The sequence below is a fragment of the Microbispora triticiradicis genome (assembly GCF_005864065.1).
GTDB lineage: Bacteria > Actinomycetota > Actinomycetes > Streptosporangiales > Streptosporangiaceae > Microbispora > Microbispora triticiradicis.
Genome location: NZ_VANP01000002.1, coordinates 123,598 through 143,974, shown reverse-complemented (window position 1 = coordinate 143,974; position 20,377 = coordinate 123,598). Strand labels below are relative to the sequence as shown.

Annotated in this window: 13 protein-coding genes; 9 read left to right on the top strand and 4 right to left on the bottom strand. The window is 71.1% G+C overall.

Annotated elements, in window-relative coordinates; translation table 11 throughout:
• The first annotated feature begins 115 nt into the window (after window positions 1-115).
• Together FED44_RS05755 and FED44_RS05750 are read left to right on the top strand one after the other, a co-directional pair.
• The gene (locus FED44_RS05755) at window positions 116-3,424 is read left to right on the top strand and encodes a PQQ-dependent sugar dehydrogenase (protein ID WP_208758850.1); all 3,309 of its coding nucleotides are present in this window, start codon (window positions 116-118) and stop codon (window positions 3,422-3,424) included.
• Between the two features lie 170 nt (window positions 3,425-3,594).
• Window positions 3,595-4,656, top strand: a complete 1,062-nt coding sequence (locus FED44_RS05750; protein WP_138459997.1) for a DUF4349 domain-containing protein — start codon at window positions 3,595-3,597, stop codon at window positions 4,654-4,656.
• A 15-nt stretch (window positions 4,657-4,671) separates the two neighbouring features.
• On the opposite strand, the gene hemE is transcribed toward FED44_RS05750, so the two are convergent.
• Window positions 4,672-5,709 carry a uroporphyrinogen decarboxylase gene (gene hemE / locus FED44_RS05745; RefSeq protein WP_138459996.1) on the bottom strand — a complete coding sequence of 346 codons (1,038 nt, stop codon included), beginning with the start codon at window positions 5,707-5,709 and terminating at the stop codon, window positions 4,672-4,674.
• A 468-nt stretch (window positions 5,710-6,177) separates the two neighbouring features.
• Between hemE and FED44_RS05740 the strand changes: the two genes are divergently transcribed.
• The 4 genes from FED44_RS05740 to FED44_RS05725 all read left to right on the top strand — a co-directional run bounded on the left by FED44_RS05740 (window position 6,178) and on the right by FED44_RS05725 (window position 9,281).
• Entirely contained in the window at window positions 6,178-6,774 is a 597-nt protein-coding gene (locus FED44_RS05740) for a DUF3000 domain-containing protein (RefSeq protein ID WP_111697961.1), read from the top strand.
• Window positions 6,775-6,777: 3 nt separating this feature from the next.
• A complete protein-coding gene (locus FED44_RS05735) occupies window positions 6,778-8,001 on the top strand; it encodes an HRDC domain-containing protein (protein WP_138459995.1) in 1,224 nt (407 codons plus the stop codon).
• A 99-nt stretch (window positions 8,002-8,100) separates the two neighbouring features.
• Entirely contained in the window at window positions 8,101-8,670 is a 570-nt protein-coding gene (locus FED44_RS05730) for an RNA polymerase sigma factor (RefSeq protein ID WP_138459994.1), read from the top strand.
• Window positions 8,667-9,281, top strand: a complete 615-nt coding sequence (locus FED44_RS05725; protein ID WP_111697964.1) for a hypothetical protein — start codon at window positions 8,667-8,669, stop codon at window positions 9,279-9,281. Before FED44_RS05730 ends, FED44_RS05725 begins: the two co-directional genes overlap by 4 nt.
• Before the next feature lie 38 nt (window positions 9,282-9,319).
• On the opposite strand, the gene FED44_RS05720 is transcribed toward FED44_RS05725, so the two are convergent.
• Window positions 9,320-11,743, bottom strand: coding sequence for an alpha/beta hydrolase (locus FED44_RS05720; RefSeq protein ID WP_138459993.1), 2,424 nt, complete (start codon window positions 11,741-11,743; stop codon window positions 9,320-9,322).
• 239 nt (window positions 11,744-11,982) lie between these two features.
• On the opposite strand from FED44_RS05720, the gene FED44_RS05715 reads away from it, so the two are divergent.
• Window positions 11,983-13,167, top strand: coding sequence for a thiolase family protein (locus tag FED44_RS05715; protein WP_111697966.1), 1,185 nt, complete (start codon window positions 11,983-11,985; stop codon window positions 13,165-13,167).
• On the top strand, window positions 13,164-15,284 hold the full coding sequence (locus FED44_RS05710; protein WP_138459992.1) for a 3-hydroxyacyl-CoA dehydrogenase NAD-binding domain-containing protein: 2,121 nt from the start codon (window positions 13,164-13,166) through the stop codon (window positions 15,282-15,284). The genes FED44_RS05715 and FED44_RS05710 overlap by 4 nt, the downstream gene beginning before the upstream one ends.
• A 120-nt stretch (window positions 15,285-15,404) precedes the next feature.
• On the opposite strand, the gene FED44_RS05705 is transcribed toward FED44_RS05710, so the two are convergent.
• Both FED44_RS05705 and FED44_RS36255 read right to left on the bottom strand, forming a co-directional pair.
• Window positions 15,405-17,402: an HNH endonuclease signature motif containing protein gene (locus tag FED44_RS05705; protein WP_167521400.1), complete on the bottom strand. Its 1,998-nt coding sequence runs from the start codon at window positions 17,400-17,402 to the stop codon at window positions 15,405-15,407.
• Between the two features lie 1,814 nt (window positions 17,403-19,216).
• Window positions 19,217-19,786 carry a TetR/AcrR family transcriptional regulator gene (locus FED44_RS36255; RefSeq protein ID WP_208758849.1) on the bottom strand — a complete coding sequence of 190 codons (570 nt, stop codon included), beginning with the start codon at window positions 19,784-19,786 and terminating at the stop codon, window positions 19,217-19,219.
• A gap of 88 nt (window positions 19,787-19,874) precedes the next feature.
• On the opposite strand from FED44_RS36255, the gene FED44_RS05695 reads away from it, so the two are divergent.
• Window positions 19,875-20,222, top strand: a complete 348-nt coding sequence (locus tag FED44_RS05695) for an ester cyclase (protein WP_111698031.1) — start codon at window positions 19,875-19,877, stop codon at window positions 20,220-20,222.
• Window positions 20,223-20,377 lie beyond the last annotated feature (155 nt).

The following is a 20,377-nucleotide window of genomic DNA, read 5'->3' as shown; positions in this document are numbered from 1 at the left end:
CGATCTTCATCAGCCGCCGAGAATCGGCGGACCGCCACGTGTTCCATTGCAGCGGCACTCGTGGCGGCCCGCCGTTGCCTTGCCACCCCCCAGGAAGAGAAGAGGCGCAGCAGACTTGAAGCGTACTCGCATCGTGCTCGGCGGTCTCGCCGCGGCACTGACACTCCCGTTCGCGGCGTTCACCGCCGCACCCGCACAGGCGGCCGACGAACCGGCCCTGAACTGGCAGAACTACGAGAAGGTCACTCTCACCAAGGACGTCGGCGAGCCGATCGACATGGCGGTCATGCCGGACGGCCGCGTCCTGCACACCGCGCGCAACGGCGACCTCAGGCTGACCGACCCCGCCAGCGGCGTGACGAAGATCATCAACAAGTTCGACGTCTACAACAACTCCGAGGACGGCCTGCAGACCATCGGCCTGGACCCGGACTTCGCGAACAACAAGTGGGTCTACGTCTACTACGCGCCGAGGAAGATGACCGGGCCGTACCCGGCGGAGACCCCGGCCGGATCGGCGCCCAACTCCCTGCCCGCCGGCGCCGACGTGTCCTACTGGGACCAGTGGAAGGGCTACAACCAGGTCTCCCGGTTCAAGTGGGACGGCGACAAGCTCGACCTGTCCACCGAGCAGGTCATCATCAAGGTCGAGACCAACCGCGGGCAGTGCTGCCACGTCGCCGGCGACTTCGACTGGGACGACGACGGCAACCTCTACCTGGCCACCGGTGACAACACCCCGGCCAGCACCCCCGGCGCCAACGGCATGGCGCCCAACAACGACGCCCCCGGCATGAACCCGGGCTTCGACGACCGCCGCGGCGCGGGCAGCACCAACGACCTGCGCGGCAAGATCCTGCGAATCAAGGTGGGGGCGGACGGCTCCTACACGGTCCCCGACGGCAACCTCTTCCCGAAGGGCACGGCCAAGACCCGGCCCGAGATCTTCGTGATGGGCGTGCGGAACCCGTTCCGCATCGACGTCGACTCGAAGACCGGGACGCTCTCCTGGGGCGACTACGGGCCGGACGCCGGCGCCGCCGACCCCCAGCGCGGCCCGATGGGTCTCGTCGAGTGGAACGTCACCCCGCTGAACAAGCCGATGAACGGCGGCTGGCCGTACTGCACCGGCAACAACTTCAACTACAACCACTGGGACTACGCGAATTCCAAGCCGCGTGAGTTCTTCGACTGCGCGGGCGGCGCGACCAACGACTCCGTCTGGAACACCGGCCTGGAGAAGCTGCCCCCGGCCACCCCGGCCGACCTGTACTACGGCGACCGCGCGAGCGACCAGCCGGCGGAGTGGTCCGGGCTCACCGAGTTCGACCCGGTGCAGAACGGCCAGGCCCCCATGGGCGGCCCGGTCTACCACTTCGACGCGGACAACAAGTCGGCGACGAAGTTCCCCGCGTACTGGGACAACAAGTTCTTCTTCGGCGAGTTCTCGCAGGACTACCTCGCGGCGTTCACGGTCTCGGGCTCCGACGGGCCGGTCACCAAGATCGAGCAGGTCCTGCCCAACGCCGAGCTGACCAAGATGGCGATGCCCATCACGGACAACCCGATGGACCTCGAGTTCGGTCCCGACGGGGCGCTGTACGTGCTGGAGTACGGCGACGGCTTCTTCCGCGCCAACCCCGACTCGGGCCTCTACCGCATCGACTACTCGCCCGGCAACAAGGCCCCGCAGGCGAAGATCACCACGGACAAGACGTCGGGCAGCAACGCGCCGCTCACCGTCGAGTTCAGCGGCGCCAAGTCCTCCGACTCCGAGGCCGGCGACCTGACCTACGAGTGGGACTTCGACGGCGACGGCACGTTCGACGCGAAGGGCGTGACGGCGACCCACACCTACGACAAGCTCGGGCAGTACACCGCCCGGCTGCGGGTCACCGACGCGGGCGGCCGGTTCGGCCTCGCCACCCTTGAGATCACCGTCGGCAACACCGCACCCAAGGTCTCCATCGAGACCCCCGGAAACGGCGGCTTCATCGACTGGGGCAACGCGGTTCCGTTCAAGGTCAAGGTGACCGACCAGGAGGACGGCGACAACCCGACCTGCAGCCGGGTCGCGTGGACCTTCGGCCTCGGCCACGACACGCACGCCCACCCGATCACGACCGGCACGGGCTGCACCATCACCTGGGCGACCCCCGCGGACGCTCCCGAGCACGGCGTGACCGAGAACATCTTCGGCGTGGTCGTGGTCAGCTACCGCGACAACGGCGCCAACGGCATCCCCGGTGCCTCCAGCGACACGACCCTGATCCTCAACCCCAAGCTCATGCAGGCCGAGCACGGGGACGACAGCAAGGGCGTCACCAAGACCCCGGACTCGACGGCGTCCGGCCTCAACAAGGTCACCTCGCTCGACGCGGGCGACTACATCGGCTACGACCCGGTGAACTTCGCCGGCATCACCTCGGTGAAGACCCAGGCGACCGGCGCGGGCACCCTGTCCCTGCGCTGGAACTCGCCGACCGCGGAGCCCTTCGCGACCGTCGCGATCCCGGCCGGGGCCGGCTGGCAGACGGTGACCACCGACCTGAAGAACGCCCCCACGGGCAGCGGCAGGCTCTACGTCACCTCCACCGGCGGCGTGGACGTGGACGCGTTCACCTTCGTGGGCGAAGGCGTCGCCGACAAGACCCCGCCGACCGTGACCGCCACCCTCAACCCGGCCCAGCCGACCGGTGAGAACGGCTGGTACAAGGGCAATGTGACGCTGACGGTCACCGCGACCGACAACGGCACGGTCACGAGCCGGCAGTACTCGGTCAACGGCGGCACCACCTGGCTGAACGCCAACAACGCGGTGACGCTGAGCACCGAGGGCACCACCGAGGTCCGCTACCGCGCGACCGACAGCGGCGGCAACGTCTCGCAGATCGGCACCGTCACGGTGAAGATCGACAAGACCGCCCCCGCCGTGGACGTGAGCGGCGTCGAGAGCAAGGCGTACGGCGACTCGGCCTCGATCACGCCGGTCTTCTCGGCCACCGACGCGGCCTCCGGCGTGGCGAGCGTCACCGCCAAGATCGGCGACCGTACGGTCGAGTCCGGGGCGGCGATCCCGCTGTGGACGCTGCCGCTCGGCGACAACACGCTGACCGTCACCGCCCGCGACAAGGCCGGCTTCACCACCGAGAAGACCGTCACCTTCCAGGTCACCACCTCGTTCGCCGACGTGCGCGCGCTGCTGGAGGCCTTCAAGGCGGCGGGCAAGATCAAGAGTGAGTCCCTGCTCAAGGAGCTCGACAAGGCCGAGGAGCAGGTGGTCGGCAAGGGCCGCAACCACAAGGCCGTCGGCAGGCTGGAGAAGTTCATCGAGTTCGCCGGAGAAAGCAAGAAGGTGTCCGACCCGGCCGTCAGCGACGTCCTCGTCCGGGACGCCGCGGACCTGATCAGGCAGCTCGGCTAGTACTCGGCGAGTACTCAGCCGGCACGACCCCGTGGGCTCCGGCCCGGCCCGGCCGGGGCCCACGGGTCTTCACCCCCCAGCGGCGAGACGCCGGCGATGACCAGAGGCATTGTGATGCCATCGTGATCGCCGGCGTCGAACTGTCCGTGCGGGTGAACCGATGTACTGACATGAGTCGAATCCGGTACGGTGCGGCGGCCCTGGCGGCCGTCGCCTTTCTGTTGACGGGGTGTGGGGGCGGCGACGACTCGTCGAGCGGCCAGGCGGCGAGCGACGCCGCCGCGCCCGTGCCCGCCATGCAGGAGCAGGCTCCCGGAGAGGGATCGGCGGAGGGATCGGCGGGAGGCTCGGCACAGGACTCGAAGGCCGCGTCCGGCGGCGGGAGCGGGAAGCAGGACGACGTCAAGCTCGGCCAGGCCGACCGCGCCATCGTCTACACGTCGGAGCTCATCGTCGAGGCCAAGGACGTCACGGCGGCGGCGGACCGCGCCAAGGAGGTCGTCAGCGGCGCGGGCGGGTACGTCGCCCAGGAGCGCAGCGACTTCTACGCGGGCGGCGAGCACTCCCCGGGCGGCGGTCAGTGGGTGATCGTGTTCAAGGTGCCCCCGGACCGCTACTCCGGCGTGCTGGCCCAGCTCGGACGCGACCTCGGCGTCCGCAAGTCGATGCGGCAGAACACCGAGGACGTCACCGAGGAGGTCGCCGACGTCGCCAGCCGGGTGAAATCGGCCGAGGCCGCGCTCGGCCAGTTCCGCACGCTGCTGTCGAAGGCCGACAAGATCGGCGAGATCATGGAGATCGAACGGGAGATCTCCAGCCGCGAGGCCGAACTGGAGTCGCTGCAGGCCAGGCAGAAGGCCCTGGAGGGGCAGACCGGCATGGGCACGCTGACGCTCACCCTGTTCCCGCAGCCGGGCGCCTCCCCCTCCCCGCAGCCGAAGAAGACCGAGGACGCGCCCGGCTTCCTCGCCGGGCTGCGGGCCGGGTGGGACGCCCTGTCCTCGGCGACCGGGGTGACGCTGACCGTGGTGGGCGTGCTGCTGCCCTGGCTCGCCGTGGGCGCGGTGCTGTGGCTGGCCGGACGGGAGATCGCGCGCCGGGTCCGCCGGCGCAGGCCCGCCGCGCCTCCCGCACCCCCCGCGTCTCCCGGCCCCGCCGCGCCGCGTCCGCCGGTCCGGGCACCCGCGTACACCCCCGGACCCGCGCAGGCGCCCGGCGACGAGCCCGAGTAGGACCCGGAGCGGTGGTCAGCGGGCCGACGCCTCGTGAACGAGGTCGGTGAGCCGGGCGAGCTGGTCGGGATCGGTCGAGGGAAGCACGCCGTGGCCGAGGTTGAACACGTGCCCCTCGGCCACCCGGCCGCGTTCGAGCACGTCCCTGGCCCGCCTCTCGACGACCTCCCAGGGCGCCAGCAGGATCGCCGGGTCGAGGTTGCCCTGCAGCGCCTTGCCCGCGCCCACCCGGAGCGCGGCCTCGTCGAGCGGCACCCGCCAGTCGACGCCCACCACGTCGGCGCCGGCCTCGCCCATCACGCCGAGCAGCTCGCCGGTGCCGACGCCGAAGTGGATGCGCGGCACCCCGAGGTCCGCGAGCCCGGCGAAGATCCGGCTGGTGTGCGGCAGCACGTACGTCCGGTAGTCCTGCGGCGCGACCGCGCCCACCCACGAGTCGAAGAGCTGAACGGCCGACGCCCCGGCCAGCGCCTGCACGCGCAGGAAGGCGAGCGTGATCGCGCCGAGCCGCTCCATCAGGGAGTGCCACAGCTCGGGCTCGCCGTACATCATGGCCTTGGTGCGGTCGTGGTTCTTGGACGGGCCGCCCTCGATGAGGTACGACGCGAGCGTGAACGGCCCTCCGGCGAAGCCGATCAGCGGGGTCCCGCCCAGCTCGCCGGTCAGCGCGCCGACGGCCTCCGTCACGTACAGCACGTCGTCCGGCTCCAGCGGCCGCAGGGTGTCGACGCCCGCCTTGTCGCGGATGGGGGTCCCGACGACCGGGCCGACGCCCGGCTTGATGTCCAGGTCGACGCCGATCGCCTTGAGCGGGACCACGATGTCGCTGAAGAAGATCGCCGCGTCCGTGCCGTACCTGCGGACCGGCTGCATGGTGATCTCCACCACCAGGTCGGGCGTGGCGCAGGCGGTGAGCATCTCGACACCCGCGCGCACCCTCCGGTACTCGGGCAGTGAGCGCCCGGCCTGTCGCATGTACCAGACGGGGGTGTGCGGGACGGCCTCGCGCCGGCAGGCGCGGACGAAGACGGATTCGGCGAGCTGGGGTTTCACGGCACCAGCCTGCCATGCCCGGAGGTCGCCCCGTGCCCGGACCCACCACCTGGGGTTCCCGGGGGACGCGAAAAACTCCGCCGATCCCGTAAGGTGAACCCCATCCCCTCCTGTGAGTCGCCTCACCGCTCGGCAATGTGTTCGTCAATCGGGCATCCGGCATCGATTCCAATACCACTTTCGAGACACGCCGAGTGCGATGCGGGGAAATGTCGGCGGGACGTGCCAACGTCGGATCAGTCCCGAGCGACCGCCACGACCGTGGATCCGACGAGAGGCCCCGGAGCGATGACTTCGATGTGGAGTTCCCCCGAACACCGCACTGATCACGGTGCCGAGCGCCCTGCCTGCCGCCGGGGAGGCGGGCGTCCGAGTACTCGAGCGGCGGCGACGGCTTGACGACTTCTCATGTCCCCCACAGCCACCCCCCTGCTTCGCGCTCTACCGAATCCGACCTACGCTTCCGTCATGACCCTCGGTGAGCCGCCGGCGCCTCCCGCCGCCTTCCGGCGCGCGCTGGAGACGCTGCGCCCCACCGGGGTCCGGCCGGAGATCGAGCTGGAGGACATCCCGGCGCCCCAGCGGCTCGCGCCGTACTCCGGGGCCGTCGGGGCCTCCGTCTACCGCGACGACGACGAACTCGCCGTCGGCCGCCTGATCCTGCTCTTCGACCCCGACGGCCAGCGCGGCTGGGAGGGGCAGTTCCGCCTGGTCGCCTACGTACGCGCCGACGTGGAGCCGGAGATGACCACGGATCCGCTGCTCGGGCCGGTGGCCTGGAGCTGGCTCACCGAGGCGCTCGACGCGCACGGCGCGCGCTACGCGGCGGTCGGCGGCACGGTCACCCGGGCGGTCTCTGAGGGGTTCGGCAGCAAGGCCGACGACCCCGTCACCACCGAGATCGAGCTGCGGGCCTCGTGGTCGCCGCTCGACGAGGACATGTCGCCCCACGCCGCCGCATGGTGCGATCTGATGTGCCTGGCGGCGGGCATCCCCCCGTTGCCCCCCGACGTCGCGACGCTGCACCCGCGTCCCGCCCGCAGAGATGACCCGAAGGTCCCGTAGCCAGTGTCAGAACCCGTGATCCAGCCGCTGTTGGAGCCGCGCGAGGGAATCCCGCCCGTCATCGAGGACCCCGCCGCGCTGAGGGCCGCCGTGGAGGCCTTCGCGCGTGGCACGGGGCCCGTGGCCGTCGACGCCGAGCGCGCCTCCGGCTACCGCTACAGCGGCCGCGCCTACCTGGTGCAGCTGCGCCGGGCCGGCGCGGGCTCCGCGCTGATCGACCCCGTCGCCTGCCCCGACCTGTCCGCGCTGGACGAGGCGCTGCGGGAGGCCGAGATCGTCCTGCACGCCGCGAACCAGGACCTGCCCTGCCTGGCGGAGCTGGGCTTCCGGCCGCGGCGGCTGTTCGACACCGAGCTGGCCGGGCGGCTGCTCGGCTACGAGCGGGTGGGCCTCGGCACCATGGTCGAACTGGTCCTCGGGCTGCGGCTGGAGAAGGGGCACTCGGCCGCGGACTGGTCGACCCGCCCGCTGCCGGAGGACTGGCTGCGGTACGCCGCGCTCGACGTGGAGGTACTGGTCGAGCTGCGCGACTTCCTGCACGACGAGCTGACCGCCACGGGCAAGCTGGAGTGGGCGCTGGAGGAGTTCGCCGCGATCCTGGCCGCCCCCGCCCATCCGCCGCGCACCGATCCGTGGCGGCGCACCTCCGGCATCCACCGGGTCCGCTCGCTGCGCGGGCTCGCCGTGGTGCGGGAGCTGTGGACGCTGCGCGACGAGATCGCGCGGGAGGCCGACCTCGCGCCGGGCCGCGTGCTGCCCGACTCCGCGATCGTGCAGGCCGCGCTCGACCAGCCGCGGACGACCAAGGCGCTCACCGAGATCACGCCCTTCGTCGGCCGCAGCGCCCGGCGCCACCTGAACGACTGGCTCGCGGCGGTGAACCGGGCCCGCACGATGCCCGAACCGGCGCTGCCGCAGCCCGTGGGGCCCGGGGACGGCCCTCCCCCGGCCAACCGCTGGGCCGACCGCGACCCGGCCGCGGCCAAGCGGCTCGCGGCGGCGCGGGCCGTCGTCGCCGCGCTGGCCGACGAGCACCGCATGCCGACCGAGAACCTGCTCCAGCCCGACGCCGTACGCCGCCTCACGTGGGAGCCGCCCGCCCCGGTCACGGAGGAGTCGGTGTCCGCGCGGCTGCGCGCGCTGGGCGCCCGGGAGTGGCAGATCGGCCTGACCGTCCACCCGCTGACCAAGGCGCTCGAACGGCTGGAGATCAAGGGAGAGGTCTGACCCGGGACGCCGGCGACCGGCGCGTGCCCTGGGAATGAAGCATTTCGGCCCGGCGCGGCAAGTACTGGTGACCGCATACGCCAGGAAAGGCCGAGATGCATGACAACCACCCGCGAAGTCATCGCGGCGGATGACGCGACCCTCATCGGGAGATCGCTGCACGAGCCGGAGATCTTCGCCGTCCTGTTCGACCGGCACGCGCCGCTTCTGCACCGCTACGTGACCAGGCGACTGGGTCCCGGCGAGGCGGAGGACGTCGTGGCCGACACCTTTCTGGCCGCCTTCCAGAGCCGGGCCGATTACGACCGGGGCCGCCCCGACGCCCGGCCGTGGCTGTACGGCATCGCCTCGAACATGATCGGCAGACGCCGCCGTGCCGAGGCCGCCCTCTACCGCGCGTACCTGCGCAGCGGGGTGCATCCGGGGGAGACAGCGGGCGCGCAGGTGGAGGACGGCGTCAACACCCTGGCCGTCAACCGCCCGCTGGCGCGGGCCCTGCTGCGGCTCAAACGGGCCGACCGCGACGTGCTGCTGCTCGTCGCCTGGGCCGGCCTCACCTACCAGGAGGTCGCCGACGCGCTCGGCATCCCTCCCGGCACCGTCGCCTCGCGGCTCAACCGCGCCCGCGCCCAGATCCGGCGGTCGCTACCAGAAGGAGAACAATCATGAAGGTGCTCGACGGCATGTGGCAGGACGTCCCGGTGGCCTCCTTCGAGGACCTCACCGGGGCGAGACGGCGGCTGATGGACGGGATGCACGCCCGGCGGCGGGTCGTCACCGCCCCTCGGCTGCTGGTCGCGGCCGGCGTCGTGGCGGCGGCCGTCGCCACACCGCTGGTCGCCGGCGGCGGGACCCCGGCGTACGCGGTGACCGAGAACCCCGACGGCACGATCACGGTGGCTCTCGACGAGATGCGCGACCCCGAGGGACTGCAGGCCGATCTGCTGGCGGCCGGCGTCACGGCCGACGTGTCGTTCCTGGCGCCGCACACGCGGTGCGCGGATCCCCGGTTCGAGGGCGTGGATCCCTCCTACGGGTCGCCGGGCCACACGGAGGCGCAGATGCGGGCGGGTGTGGAACGGTGGCGCTCGTTCGAGGCGGCCCAGGTGGTCGACGTCCGTGAGATCAGGATCCGTCCGGAGTTCATCCGGCCGGGCGAGACGCTCGTCCTGGAGTTCCGCGACAACCAGAACGCGCAGCGGCCCTGGAGACTCGGCGCCTGGCTGGCCAGAGCGGGCTCACCCGTGAAACCGTGCACGCCCGTCCCTGACGCCGGCTGAGCCCTTCCGCAGGCGGAAGGACTCAGCCGGCAGGGGAGTCAGCTCATGTCGTCGTCGGTGACGAGGAGCCGGGTGAAGCCGCCGCCGATCGTCGCGTTGACCGGCACCGAGGCGACCACCTGGTAGGACTGCGGCGCGGACGCCACCGCGGTGTCGCCGTTGACCGGCACCTGGAAGGACGCCTCCAGGGACCTGGCCGGGATGACGACCTCCTGCGCCGCGGAGGCGACCACCGGTGTGGCCCCGGTCGCGATCGTCTGGATCTGGACCGTCACCGGCGTCCTGCTCTTCTCCGTGAGCCGCACCTTCATCAGGGCCGTGCCCGGTCCGTCGCCCTCGTCCACCGCAGTGCCCTCCACCGACACCTGCGGCAGCCTGTCGGTACGGGCCTCGCCCGCGGCCATGGTGGTGAACGCGAGGTCGGCGAGGTAGACGGCGCCCTTCTGGCTCGCGCCCGAGATCCGGATCTCGCTGATCTGCTGCGGCTTGACGCCGGTGAACGCGCTCAGCGGGACGCGGACCGTGCTCAGCCAGGTCTTGGGCAGCGGCGAGGCCGTGCCGGGGAACGGCGTGAGCGCGTCGCTCACCTCCGACACCTTGAACGTCCGCGACGCGCCCCTCTTGTCGACGACCTCGACCGCGAGGTCCACCTCGCCGGTCGCCGTCTCGTCCCGGGCCGCGCGGAAGGTCAGCGCGTCGTAGCGGGAGACGTTCTGGTCGGGCTTGTCCAGCGGCACGGTCACCGCGCCCGTCGGGTCACTCCAGGAGAACCGCAGCACCGGAGTCGAGGCGACGTTTCCGGCGTACGTCGCGGGCGTCCAGGACGGCGCCTGCGAGGTGGTCAGCGCGGAGGCGCAGGACGGCAGGCCGCTCTGCGGCGAGCGGTCGAGCATCCCCGCGCAGACGACCGCGGTGGCCGCGCCGGAGACCTGAGTGGACGGCGACGGCGACGTGAAGGCGGCCACGTCGAGGCGCCCGGCCGCGGGCGCCTGGGCGACGGTGTGGACGACCGCCCGCCCGGCGGAGGGGGTGGTGCCGCCGCTGCCGTCGAAGAGCGGCAGCAGGCCCTGCTCGCCGCCCTGCACGAGCCGGAAGAACCCGGCGATGTACGCGGTGCCGACGGCGTACTGCTCGGCGGCGGTCAGCCGCGACGGCGCGGAGCCGCCGCAGACGGGGTCGTTGCGGTTCGACCAGTCGTCGGACGCGGGCGCGTGCGCCACGCCCGGGGTCCACTCGGTGTTGAAGAAGTTGTGGTCGGCGCCCATGACCATCAGCGAGGCCCGGAAGGCCGGGTCGCCGTCCACGGCGTACCGGGAGTCGTCGTAGAAGTGCTGGCCCTGCTGGTTGGAGACGTCCCCGTCGCAGTACGGCAGGATGACGGCCATCGGCGTGCCGGGCAGGGTCGCCCGCGCGAAGTCCGTCGGCGCGAGCGGGAGCACCGCCCTGATCCCGTACGGCTTCGCCCGGCCCGCGTTCATCAGCGCGGCCTTGACGACGCCCTCACCGCCCCGCGAGTGGCCCATCAGGCCGACGTCGGACATGTCGAGGCGGTCCCTGAAGAGGCTCACCAGCTTCGCGTCGCCCACCCCCTTGGCCGCGTCGGCGAGCAGGTCGAGGTGCCTCATGACGACCTCGCCCCGGGCCAGTGCGCCCCGGTCCTCGCTGTAGGGGTTGTCGGCGGCGTTGACGCCGTTGGCGCTGACCGACACCACGGCGTACCCCTGACTGGCGAGCACATCCGCGGGACCGTCGTATCCCTGGTAGCTGGCGATGGGCTGCTGCCCCGCCGGGCAGGGCCACTGGGTGTTGGACGTCGCCCGGGTCGTGGGGTTGTAGCAGGCCGAGTGGCGGCCGTGCAGGAAGACGACCAGCGGGCGCCTGCCGGGGGCGCCTTCGGGCAGGTAGACCTTCGCCCGGATCTCGGCCTGGCGGCCGCCGAGCCCTTCCAGCGTGATAGCGGTGTCGCCGAGGTCGTACTCGTCGTGGCTCACGGCGTACGGACCGGGCGCGGCCGGGTCGACGGGCACGGGGGCCGGCTTGCCGTGTGTCCTGGTCGGAGAACCGGCGGGTGACGGGGCGGCCCTGCCGACGGCCGCCCCGCTGACCCTGGGCACCTCGCCGTTCCAGGCCACGTCCACGGAGGACGCCGTGGCGACGGCGGGGTCGGGGGTGACGACGGTCAGCGTCATGCCGTCGGGCGACTCCTCGGCCGGGCCGAGCGACCGGCCGTCCGCCGCGAGTTCGGGAACGGCGTCGCGGACCGGCAGCGGCTTGTTCAGGCGGAGGGTGACCCGGTGGCCGCCGCCGACGGGTTCGACGGTCCAGGTGCCGTCGTCGCCGGCCGAGCCGGCCGATCCGGGCGGTTCGGCGTGCGCGGGTCCCGGGAGGAGGGAGGTGGACAGGGTCACGGCCGTGACGGCCGCGGCGAGCGCCTTGGTCCAGGCGCGCACAGGGGAGTGCATTGGATCCCTTTTCAAGTGCAATGCCCCAAGAATGGAATCATGTGAGTTACATGAGTGAATCTTGAGGTTTGTGGGGCTTACATCCCGAATGAGATCGCTGTTGGTCACATGTGCTGATTCCTACCGGTTTCTCCCGGGTTAACGATCTCTCACAGGCGCGGCGCGCCCACCGCTCCCAGAACTGGTTACCGACCAGTAGCATGGGACTCCGGCAGCTACCGACTAGTAGGAGCGAACCCGTGCCTGCGTCCCGTGAAGTCGTCTTCGTCGACGGCGTTCGGACGCCTTTCGGCAAGGCGGGCCCGAAGGGCCTGTACGCCGAGACGCGTGCCGACGACCTGGTAGTCCGCGTCATCCGCGAGCTGATGCGGCGCAACCCCGGCCTCCCCCCGGAGCGGGTGGACGAGGTGGCCATCGCGGCCACCACCCAGATCGGCGACCAGGGCCTGACCATCGGCAGGTCCGCGGCGGTGCTCGCCGGGTTGCCGAAGTCGGTCCCCGGCTACGCCGTCGACCGCATGTGCGCCGGCGCCATGACCGCCGTGACCACGGTCGCGGGCGGCATCTCCTTCGGCGCGTACGACGTGGCCATCGCGGGCGGCGTCGAGCACATGGGCCGCCACCCGATGGGCGAGGGCGTCGACCCCAACCCCCGGTTCCTGTCCGAGCGGCTGGTCGACGGCTCGGCGCTGGTCATGGGCATGACCGCGGAGAACCTGCACGACCGCTATCCGTCCATCGGCAAGGAGCGCGCCGACGCCTTCGCCGTCGCCTCGCAGGAGAAGGTCGCCAAGGCGTACGCCGACGGCAGGATCCAGCGCGACCTCGTGCCGGTGGCCACCCGCAAGGCCGCCGAGGGCTGGGGCCTCGCCACCGTGGACGAGGGGCCGCGCCCCGGCACGACGCTGGAGGGCATCCGCGGCCTCAAGACGCCCTTCCGCTCGCACGGAAGGGTCACCGCGGGCAACTCCTCCGGCCTCAACGACGGCGCGACCGGCTGCATCGTGGCCGCCCAGGAGGTGGCCGAGGAGCTGGGCCTGACCCCGCGCATGCGCCTCGTGTCGTACGCCTTCGCCGGCGTCGACCCCGAGGTGATGGGCGTCGGGCCGATCCCCTCCACCGAGCGCGCGCTGCGCCTGGCCGGGCTGTCGATCGGCGACATCGGCCTGTTCGAGATCAACGAGGCGTTCGCCGTACAGGTGCTGGCCTTCCTGGAGCACTTCGGCATCGCCGACGACGACCCGCGGGTCAACCCGTACGGCGGCGCGATCGCGTTCGGCCACCCGCTCGCGTCGTCGGGCGTGCGGCTGATGATCCAGCTCTCGCGCGAGTTCGCCGAGCGTCCCGACGTCCGCTACGGGATCACCACGATGTGCGTCGGCATGGGCATGGGCGGCACCGTCATCTGGGAGAACCTCGCATGAGCACGATCGAGACCTGGAAGGCCCTCCTGGAGGGCAGGAACGCCGACGAGGTCGTGACCAAGGCGCTCGTGCGCGACGTCGAGCTTCCGTACGGCGCGGGCACGATGGCGCTGATCACTCTCGACAACGGGCACGACCACACCAAGCCGAACACCTTCGGCCCGCACGGCCTGCTCTCGCTGGACGACGCGCTCGACGGGATCGCCGCGCGCAGCGACGTCGCGGCGGTCGGCGTCGTGGGCAAGCCGTTCATCTTCGCCGTCGGCGCCGACCTCAAGGGCGCGGCGGAGGTGTCCGCCCGCGAGGAGGCCGTCGCGATCGGGGCGCTCGGCCACCACGTGTTCCGCCGCCTGGGCGAGCTGGGAGTGCCGTCGTTCGCGTTCGTCAACGGCGCGGCGATGGGCGGCGGGCTGGAGATCGCCCTGCACTGCACCTACCGCACCGTGTCGTCCGGGGTCCCGGCGATCGCGCTGCCGGAGTGCTTCCTCGGCCTGGTGCCCGGGTGGGGCGGCACCCAGCTCCTCCCCCGGCTGATCGGCCCGGAGAAGGCGCTGAAGCTGATCATCGAGAACCCGCTGTCGCAGAACCGCATGATCAAGGGCCGCGACGCGTACGCCCTCGGGATCGCCGACGCGATGTTCGAGCCCGCCGACTTCCTGGAGGAGTCGCTGCGATGGGCGGCCCAGGTGCTGCGCGGCGAGGTGACCGTGGAGCGCCCCGACCACACCACCGGCGACTGGACGCCGGTGATCGACCAGGCCAGGACCCTCGTCGATCTCAAGCTGCGGGGCGCCTCCCCCGCGCCGTACCGGGCTCTCGACCTGGTCGCCCTGGCTCGCACGGCGTCGCGCGACGAGGGCTTCGCGGCCGAGGACGAGGCGCTGGCCGATCTGCTCATGGGCGACGAACTGCGCGCCGGGCTGTACGCCTTCGACCTCGTGCAGCGGCGGGCCAAGCGCCCGGCCGGTGCGCCCGACAGGTCACTCGCCCGCCCGGTCACCAAGGTCGGCGTGGTCGGCGCCGGGCTGATGGCCTCTCAGCTCGCGCTGCTGTTCGCCCGCCGCCTGGAGGTCCCGGTCGTGCTGACCGACCTCGACCAGGCCCGCCTCGACAAGGGCGTCGGATATGTCCACGGCGAGGTGGACAAGCTGCTGGCCAAGGGCCGGATCTCCGCCGACCAGGCCAACCGGCTCAAGGGCCTGGTTACCGGGTCGCTGACCAAGGACGCATTCTCCGACGCCGACTTCGTGATCGAGGCGGTGTTCGAGGACCTCACGGTGAAGCAGAAGGTGTTCGCCGAGGTGGAGGAGGTCGTCTCGGAGACCTGCGTGCTGGCGACCAACACCTCCTCGCTGTCGGTCACCGGCATGGCGGCGGGCCTGCGCCACCCCGAACGGGTGGTGGGCTTCCACTTCTTCAACCCGGTCGCCGTGCTGCCGCTGCTGGAGATCGTCCGGGGCGCGGCCACCGACGACGCGACGCTCGCGACGGCCTTCGCGGTCGGCAAGACGCTGAAGAAGTCGTGCGTGCTGGTCAAGGACGCGCCCGCGTTCGTCGTCAACCGGCTGCTGACCCGCTTCATGGGCGAGGTCACGGCCGCGGCCGACGAGGGCACCCCGCTGGAGACCGCCGACCACGCGCTCGACTCGCTCGGCCTGCCGATGACGCCGTTCGCGCTGCTCCAGCTCGTCGGCCCGGCCGTCGCGCTGCACGTGGCCGAGACCATGCACGCGGCGTTCCCGGACCGCTTCGGCGTGTCGGAGAACCTCGCCAAGCTGGTCGCGGCGGGCAAGCCGGGCCTCTACGGCCCCGACTTCCAGATCGACCCGGAGGTTCGGTCGCTGTTCGAGGGCGGCGCGTCCCCTTCGACCACGTCCCCCTCGACAACGGACGAGGTGCGGCTGCGCGCCCTACGGGCCCTCGCCCAGGAGATCAGGCTGATGCTCGACGAGGGCGTGGTCGCCGCGCCCCAGGACATCGACCTGTGCATGCTCCTCGGCGCCGGCTGGCCGTTCCACACCGGCGGTATCACGCCGTACCTGGACCGTACGGGCATCTCCGAGGAGGTCACCGGCTCCCGCTTCCTGGAGCCCGGCGTGGCCTCAGTACCGGCCTGAACCGCGCTGGTCTTACCGCGCTGGTCTTACCGCGCCGGTCTTACTGCGCCGGTCTTACTGCGCCGGCACGGGGCCGGGGCGACGACGACTCGCCGTCCCGGCCCTGCCGGTGTCCCGCCTCTACACCCGCAGTCGGGTGGTGCGGGGGTTTCGGTAGGTGAAGGCCCAGCGGTCGGCTCCGATCTTGCGGCGGGTGTAGCGGGTGGGGTGGCGGTAGCGGTCGCGGTTGTGGAACTGGCACGCCGGTCCCAGCAGCTTGAGGTCGGTCAGCCCGCCGCTGCACCAGTCCTCGGCGTGGTCGATCTGGCACATCGTGGCCGGCAGCGGGCAGCCGTCCACCCAGCAGGTCGCATACCGGGCGAAGACCGCCCGCCGCTGCGCCGGGGTCGCCAGACGGACCTTTCGGCCCATGTCCAGCACCTGCCCACCGGCGTCCATCACGATCCGCACCAAAGCGCTGGTACGGGCCAGCCGATGCACACTGGCAACAGGCAGCAGATGCCCGGTCGCCAGGATCAGCCCCGGCAACCCCCGCAACCACACCCCCGGCGGCGGACTGTTCACCCCGACCCCCGACCCCGCCCAGACGCCACCTCCCCGCCGGGCGCTGCCTCCCGACCAGGCCGCGCCTCCCACCTGGGCGTCTCCCCCCAGCCGGGCGCTGCCTTCCGCCCACGCCCGGTCTCCCGAGCCGGGCGGCGCACCGGAGCCCGCTCGCGGCCAGGTGCTCCCCTCCGCACCCGACGGCGCGTCGGAGCCAGCCCCGCGCATCCCATGCGGCGCTTCACCCGGCGCAAAGGCATGCCGGTAGTCCCCCGCCGAGCAGTCGCCGACAGGGCAGTCCCCGCCTGGGCTTTCCCCAATGTGGGTACCAGGAGGATCGCCGTGCTCGGGCGGCGGATCAGAGGCGGAGTCGGCGGCGGAGGACTCGCCGGTGGCGTCGGCCGCACCAGCACAGGTCGCGCCAGCGCAGGTCGCGGCAGCGCGGGTAGCACAGGCGTCAGAGCCGCAGTCCGCAGCGGCGCAGGCGTCAGGGCCGGGAACGGGGTCGTAGCCTGAGCCAGGCTCAGGGCCAGGGTCGTCACCCGGTTCTGTGTCCAAGAAGCTGGCGTCCAAGAAGCCGGCGTCTGAGTAGCCGGTCTCTGAGGGATGGGCGCCCGACGAGCCGGGATCAGGGTCAGGACCAGAGCCGGGGTCGGTGCCCGACGGGTCGGGGTCAGGACTAGGGCCGGTGCCGGTGCCGGTGCCGGAGCAGTCGGGGCCAGGGCCGTCGCTCGGGTCGGTGTCTACCGGGTCGCTGGTGGGGTGGTCGGCAGAGGAGTCAGCGGCGTCGCCTGGGGGGTCGGTGCCTGCGGGCTCGCGTGAGGGTTCGTCGGCTGGAGGGTCGTCGGGCAGGGATTCGGCGTTGACCAGCACCAGGAGCTCGGTTGCGATCTTGTTCTCCAGGAACGTGATGAACGCATCCGCGTTCCGCACACTCGGGGTGCGGTCATCCCCCTCGGCCTTCGGCTTGGCGTAGACGTCCAGCAGGTGCTGCAACCGCGCGGCCGCCTCGACCGGGAGGTAGAACTCTCCCTCCAGCCCGCCGTTCCTACGCCGCCGCACCCGGAAGAACCGGCGGTCGAAATCGGCCTGCTCACCGCTTTCGTGGCCGTCGGGGTCCAGCACCGCCCGCAGATACCGCCCCGCCTTGGCCACCTCCGCCGCACCCGCCGACCCCGCCAACTCCAGCAAAATCCCCTCAGCCGTCATGGCCTGCTCATCGGTCAACCCCGCAGTGGCCGTGCAGATCGCCTCCACGATCCCCTCCGCCAAGCTGCCCTCGGCGAACCGCTCACGCACCCGCGACAGACGACCCAACTCCATGCCCATCGTCACCAACCGGCCCGCACCCGGGATGGTCATCCCGCCAACGGATCGCAACCACAACCTGGTGGAGGCATGCCCATGGCTCTTCGCCTCCCCGGCCCGATGCACCCGCCCCACCCGGGCGGCCAGCGCCGAAGTGATCCGGTCCCGTGCCGCCAGCAACTCCTCAGCCTCAGCCAGACACACCTCCGCCGACTCAGGCACCGCCACCAACGCCACCGCCCGCGCCGCCTCACCAACAGCCGCCACCGCCACCCACGACGACGACCCCGCACCGCAAGCACCACCGGCAACCCGATCGCGACCAGCATCCCAATCACGGCCCGCATCGTTTCGGCCAGCGCCCAAGGCGCCACCAGAAGCATCGCTGGCTGCGCCAGCAGGAGCATCGCTGCCGGCACACTCGACGCCGTCAGGAGACGCACCCTCAGGAGATGCACCCTCAGGAGACGCACCGTCGGAAGAGGCACCGCTTGCGGTCTCATCGTCGGTTTGTTCGACGCCGGACGCGTTAACACCACGAGTCTCGAATGTGCGGGCAGAGTTGGGCGTTTTCTCCGAGTCATCGAACCGGCTCGCGTGCTTCCGCGCCCTGGGCTCGACTATCGGCACATATTCACGGGCAAGCGCGCCCTCGGAAGACCAAAGGGGCGAGTTGGCAGTGAGCCGCTCCCACCAGTTGCCATCGCCAGGATTGTTCAAGCGAGGGAGGTGCTCGGAATCGGCGTCGAACAGATCCATCACACCCCCCTCGAAATTCGAAATCCTGTATGGATTCTTCCACATCCACAGGTCGCAAACACGCTCGAGATCGAGGAATCTTGGAGCCACAGGAAGACTCTCGACCGGCAAATATCCGACTTATGCAGCAGTTTCCTAGGATGCCGAATATGCGGCCCCGCCAGCCTTCCAGCCGACAGGGCCGCGTGAAACGCCGAGGCCCCACACTGGTTTCCGATCCGAGCCGCCGCGCTTCGCCGGATCGTGAGGCCTGTAAACCTCCTAGCACCCCGGTCACGCCGCTGGGGAAGGCGGGGCTGCAGGCGCGTTCATCAACAGCCTGCGCTCCTGCCTCAACCGCTCCCCGTATACTCGGCGGGCGAGTTACCGAGTGCAGGGCACTGATGCCTTACACCCGGTTGCCGCCCGAGATCAACGAGCGCGCTTTCCACGGCGCCCGGGTACGCGGACGCTCGCGGCCTTCCGGCCATCACCTCTACCTGAACTGAGAGTGACGGTGCCACCCCGACAGGCGAAGACGACGAGCAGGACAGCCAGGGAAACGGCACATGCCACGGCTATGCCGATACTCACCCAGGGGTGATCGGGCCAGGCCACCACAGCCGTGATGGGTGCGGCGATCGGCAGGAGCGCGGTCTTGCCCAACTTCATGAAGCAACCCCTTCGCGTCGGAAACAGCCGAAGAGATCACCCCAAAGCCCAGCCCACCCGGCTAGAAGCAGGTAAAGTGGTCAGCGTAAACGCCCAGTTTACGGCTGAGGGAATCGCCCTTCGGCAGGAGTACGCCGGGTCGTTGACCTCGATCCGGCGTACTCAAGAAGTTAAGCGACAAGAGCCGCACCTGACGCCCATACGGCGCATTTCGTTGACTCATGCGAAGCAAATGACCCTAAGCGGCTAGTTTGAACCCCGACTTAACTAGTCCCTCTGTCACAGCCGCATCAGAGGACAATTCGGATCCGCCGCTTTCCAGCGTTCAGTCATAACCGATAGCCAGGTTCGAGATCGCCCCGGGAACAGCGAGCCAGCGGGTGACGCCGAGGTGGCGGAAGAACCGCGGTAAGTCGGTGTCATGCGGCTTTGCGGTGACCGCCGTGTTCCGGCATACGGGATCTACGGGACCCACCTCGTGGCTCAGACGACGGCCCGCCGCCGCCACGGCGCGTGCCTGGCCGGGCGGCCTGCCCGAGCCTGCCGCCGGCAATCCGCTGTAGGAGACCCTGAAGGCCCTCGGCAGATTCGCACCTGGGCTGAAGCCCGGCGGGCCTCGGCCCGCTCACCGTGAGGGCCGGACCGGCAGGCCGCAGCCGTGAGCGAGTCGATCAACCCGGGGTGAGGGCGCGGACGGCGGCGGCGAGCAGTTCGGCCCGGTCGGACGGCGAGAGGCCGCCGGTGCCGCCGGCGAGCAGGGCGAGCGTGCCGTTCTTCGCCACGGCATAGGCCGCCTGGGCCCGTACCTCCCCCGCACGGCCCGGCCCCGACCCCGCCAGTACGCGGACGATGTCATCGTTGATTTCCCGGGAGCGGGACACCAGGGCGCCCCGCGCCGACTGCAGCGACGGGTCGTTGCCGATGACGTCGACCAGCTCGTGCAGCTCCGCCGTCGTGTCGATCACAGCGGCGAGCAGCTCCTCTGCGGACCTGTCGCCGGGCGCGGTTGCCAGCCGGGCGTACGCCTCGACAGGGCCGGCCAGCAGAGCCTGGGCGATGTCGGCCTTCGCCGAGAAGTGGTAATAAAGAGCAGCCTTGCTGGTGCCGAGCCGACCGGCTATGTCGGCGACCGACGTGCCCGCGTACCCGCGCTCGGCGAACAGGTCCTGGGCGACCGCCAGGATCCGGGCGCGCGTCCGCGCAGCGTCCCGGCCGCCGGTCCGCGCCCTCGATTCGGCCATCGCTCCCTCCTTCGCGCCGAAGTCTACTTGACGACCGTTCAGTAAGCAGTCACACTCACTTACCGACCGATCGTTAAGGAGGCTTGCGATGGATGAGCACCCGAAGAAGACCCTGGTGGAGCGAATGTACGAGGCAGCCATGGCCGGAGACCTCGACGCGGTGGACGACATCTTCGCCCCCGGCTTCTACAGCCATCCCATGGGCACGACCGGAGTGGAGGCAATCAGGGACGCCTGGCGCGAGATCCGCGACCGCTACCCGTCGTTGCGCGTGGTGGCCGACCAGATCGTGGCCGAGGGCGACACGGTCGCCGTCCGGTCCACAGTGCACGGCACGAGCCAGACGGGCGAACCCGCCACACTGATGGAGATGATGCGCATCGAGAACGGCCGGATCGCCGAATTGTGGGCCGCCTCCACCGTCAAACTGCGCTGAAGTCCGAGCCATCAGGCGCAGGCCCGGACACGAGCACCCTCGGACGCGCGACGGCTCAGGCCGCGTGGCGGTAGGCGGAGTAGGTGGTGTAACCGGCATCGCGGCCCCGCCGGGCATGAGCACCCCGCGCCCGGATTGCCTGGAGTTACCGGCGC

Excerpts from the sequence above, each read along its gene's own strand:
- FED44_RS05750 (WP_138459997.1), top strand. The coding sequence starts at position 3,595 with ATGAGTCGAATCCGGTACGGTGCGGCGGCCCTGGCGGCCGTCGCCTTT.
- FED44_RS05740 (WP_111697961.1), top strand. The coding sequence starts at position 6,178 with ATGACCCTCGGTGAGCCGCCGGCGCCTCCCGCCGCCTTCCGGCGCGCG.
- FED44_RS05730 (WP_138459994.1), top strand. The coding sequence starts at position 8,101 with ATGACAACCACCCGCGAAGTCATCGCGGCGGATGACGCGACCCTCATC.
- FED44_RS05725 (WP_111697964.1), top strand. The coding sequence starts at position 8,667 with ATGAAGGTGCTCGACGGCATGTGGCAGGACGTCCCGGTGGCCTCCTTC.
- FED44_RS05720 (WP_138459993.1), bottom strand. The coding sequence starts at position 11,743 with ATGCACTCCCCTGTGCGCGCCTGGACCAAGGCGCTCGCCGCGGCCGTC.
- FED44_RS05710 (WP_138459992.1), top strand. The coding sequence starts at position 13,164 with ATGAGCACGATCGAGACCTGGAAGGCCCTCCTGGAGGGCAGGAACGCC.
- FED44_RS36255 (WP_208758849.1), bottom strand. The coding sequence starts at position 19,786 with ATGGCCGAATCGAGGGCGCGGACCGGCGGCCGGGACGCTGCGCGGACG.
- FED44_RS05695 (WP_111698031.1), top strand. The coding sequence starts at position 19,875 with ATGGATGAGCACCCGAAGAAGACCCTGGTGGAGCGAATGTACGAGGCA.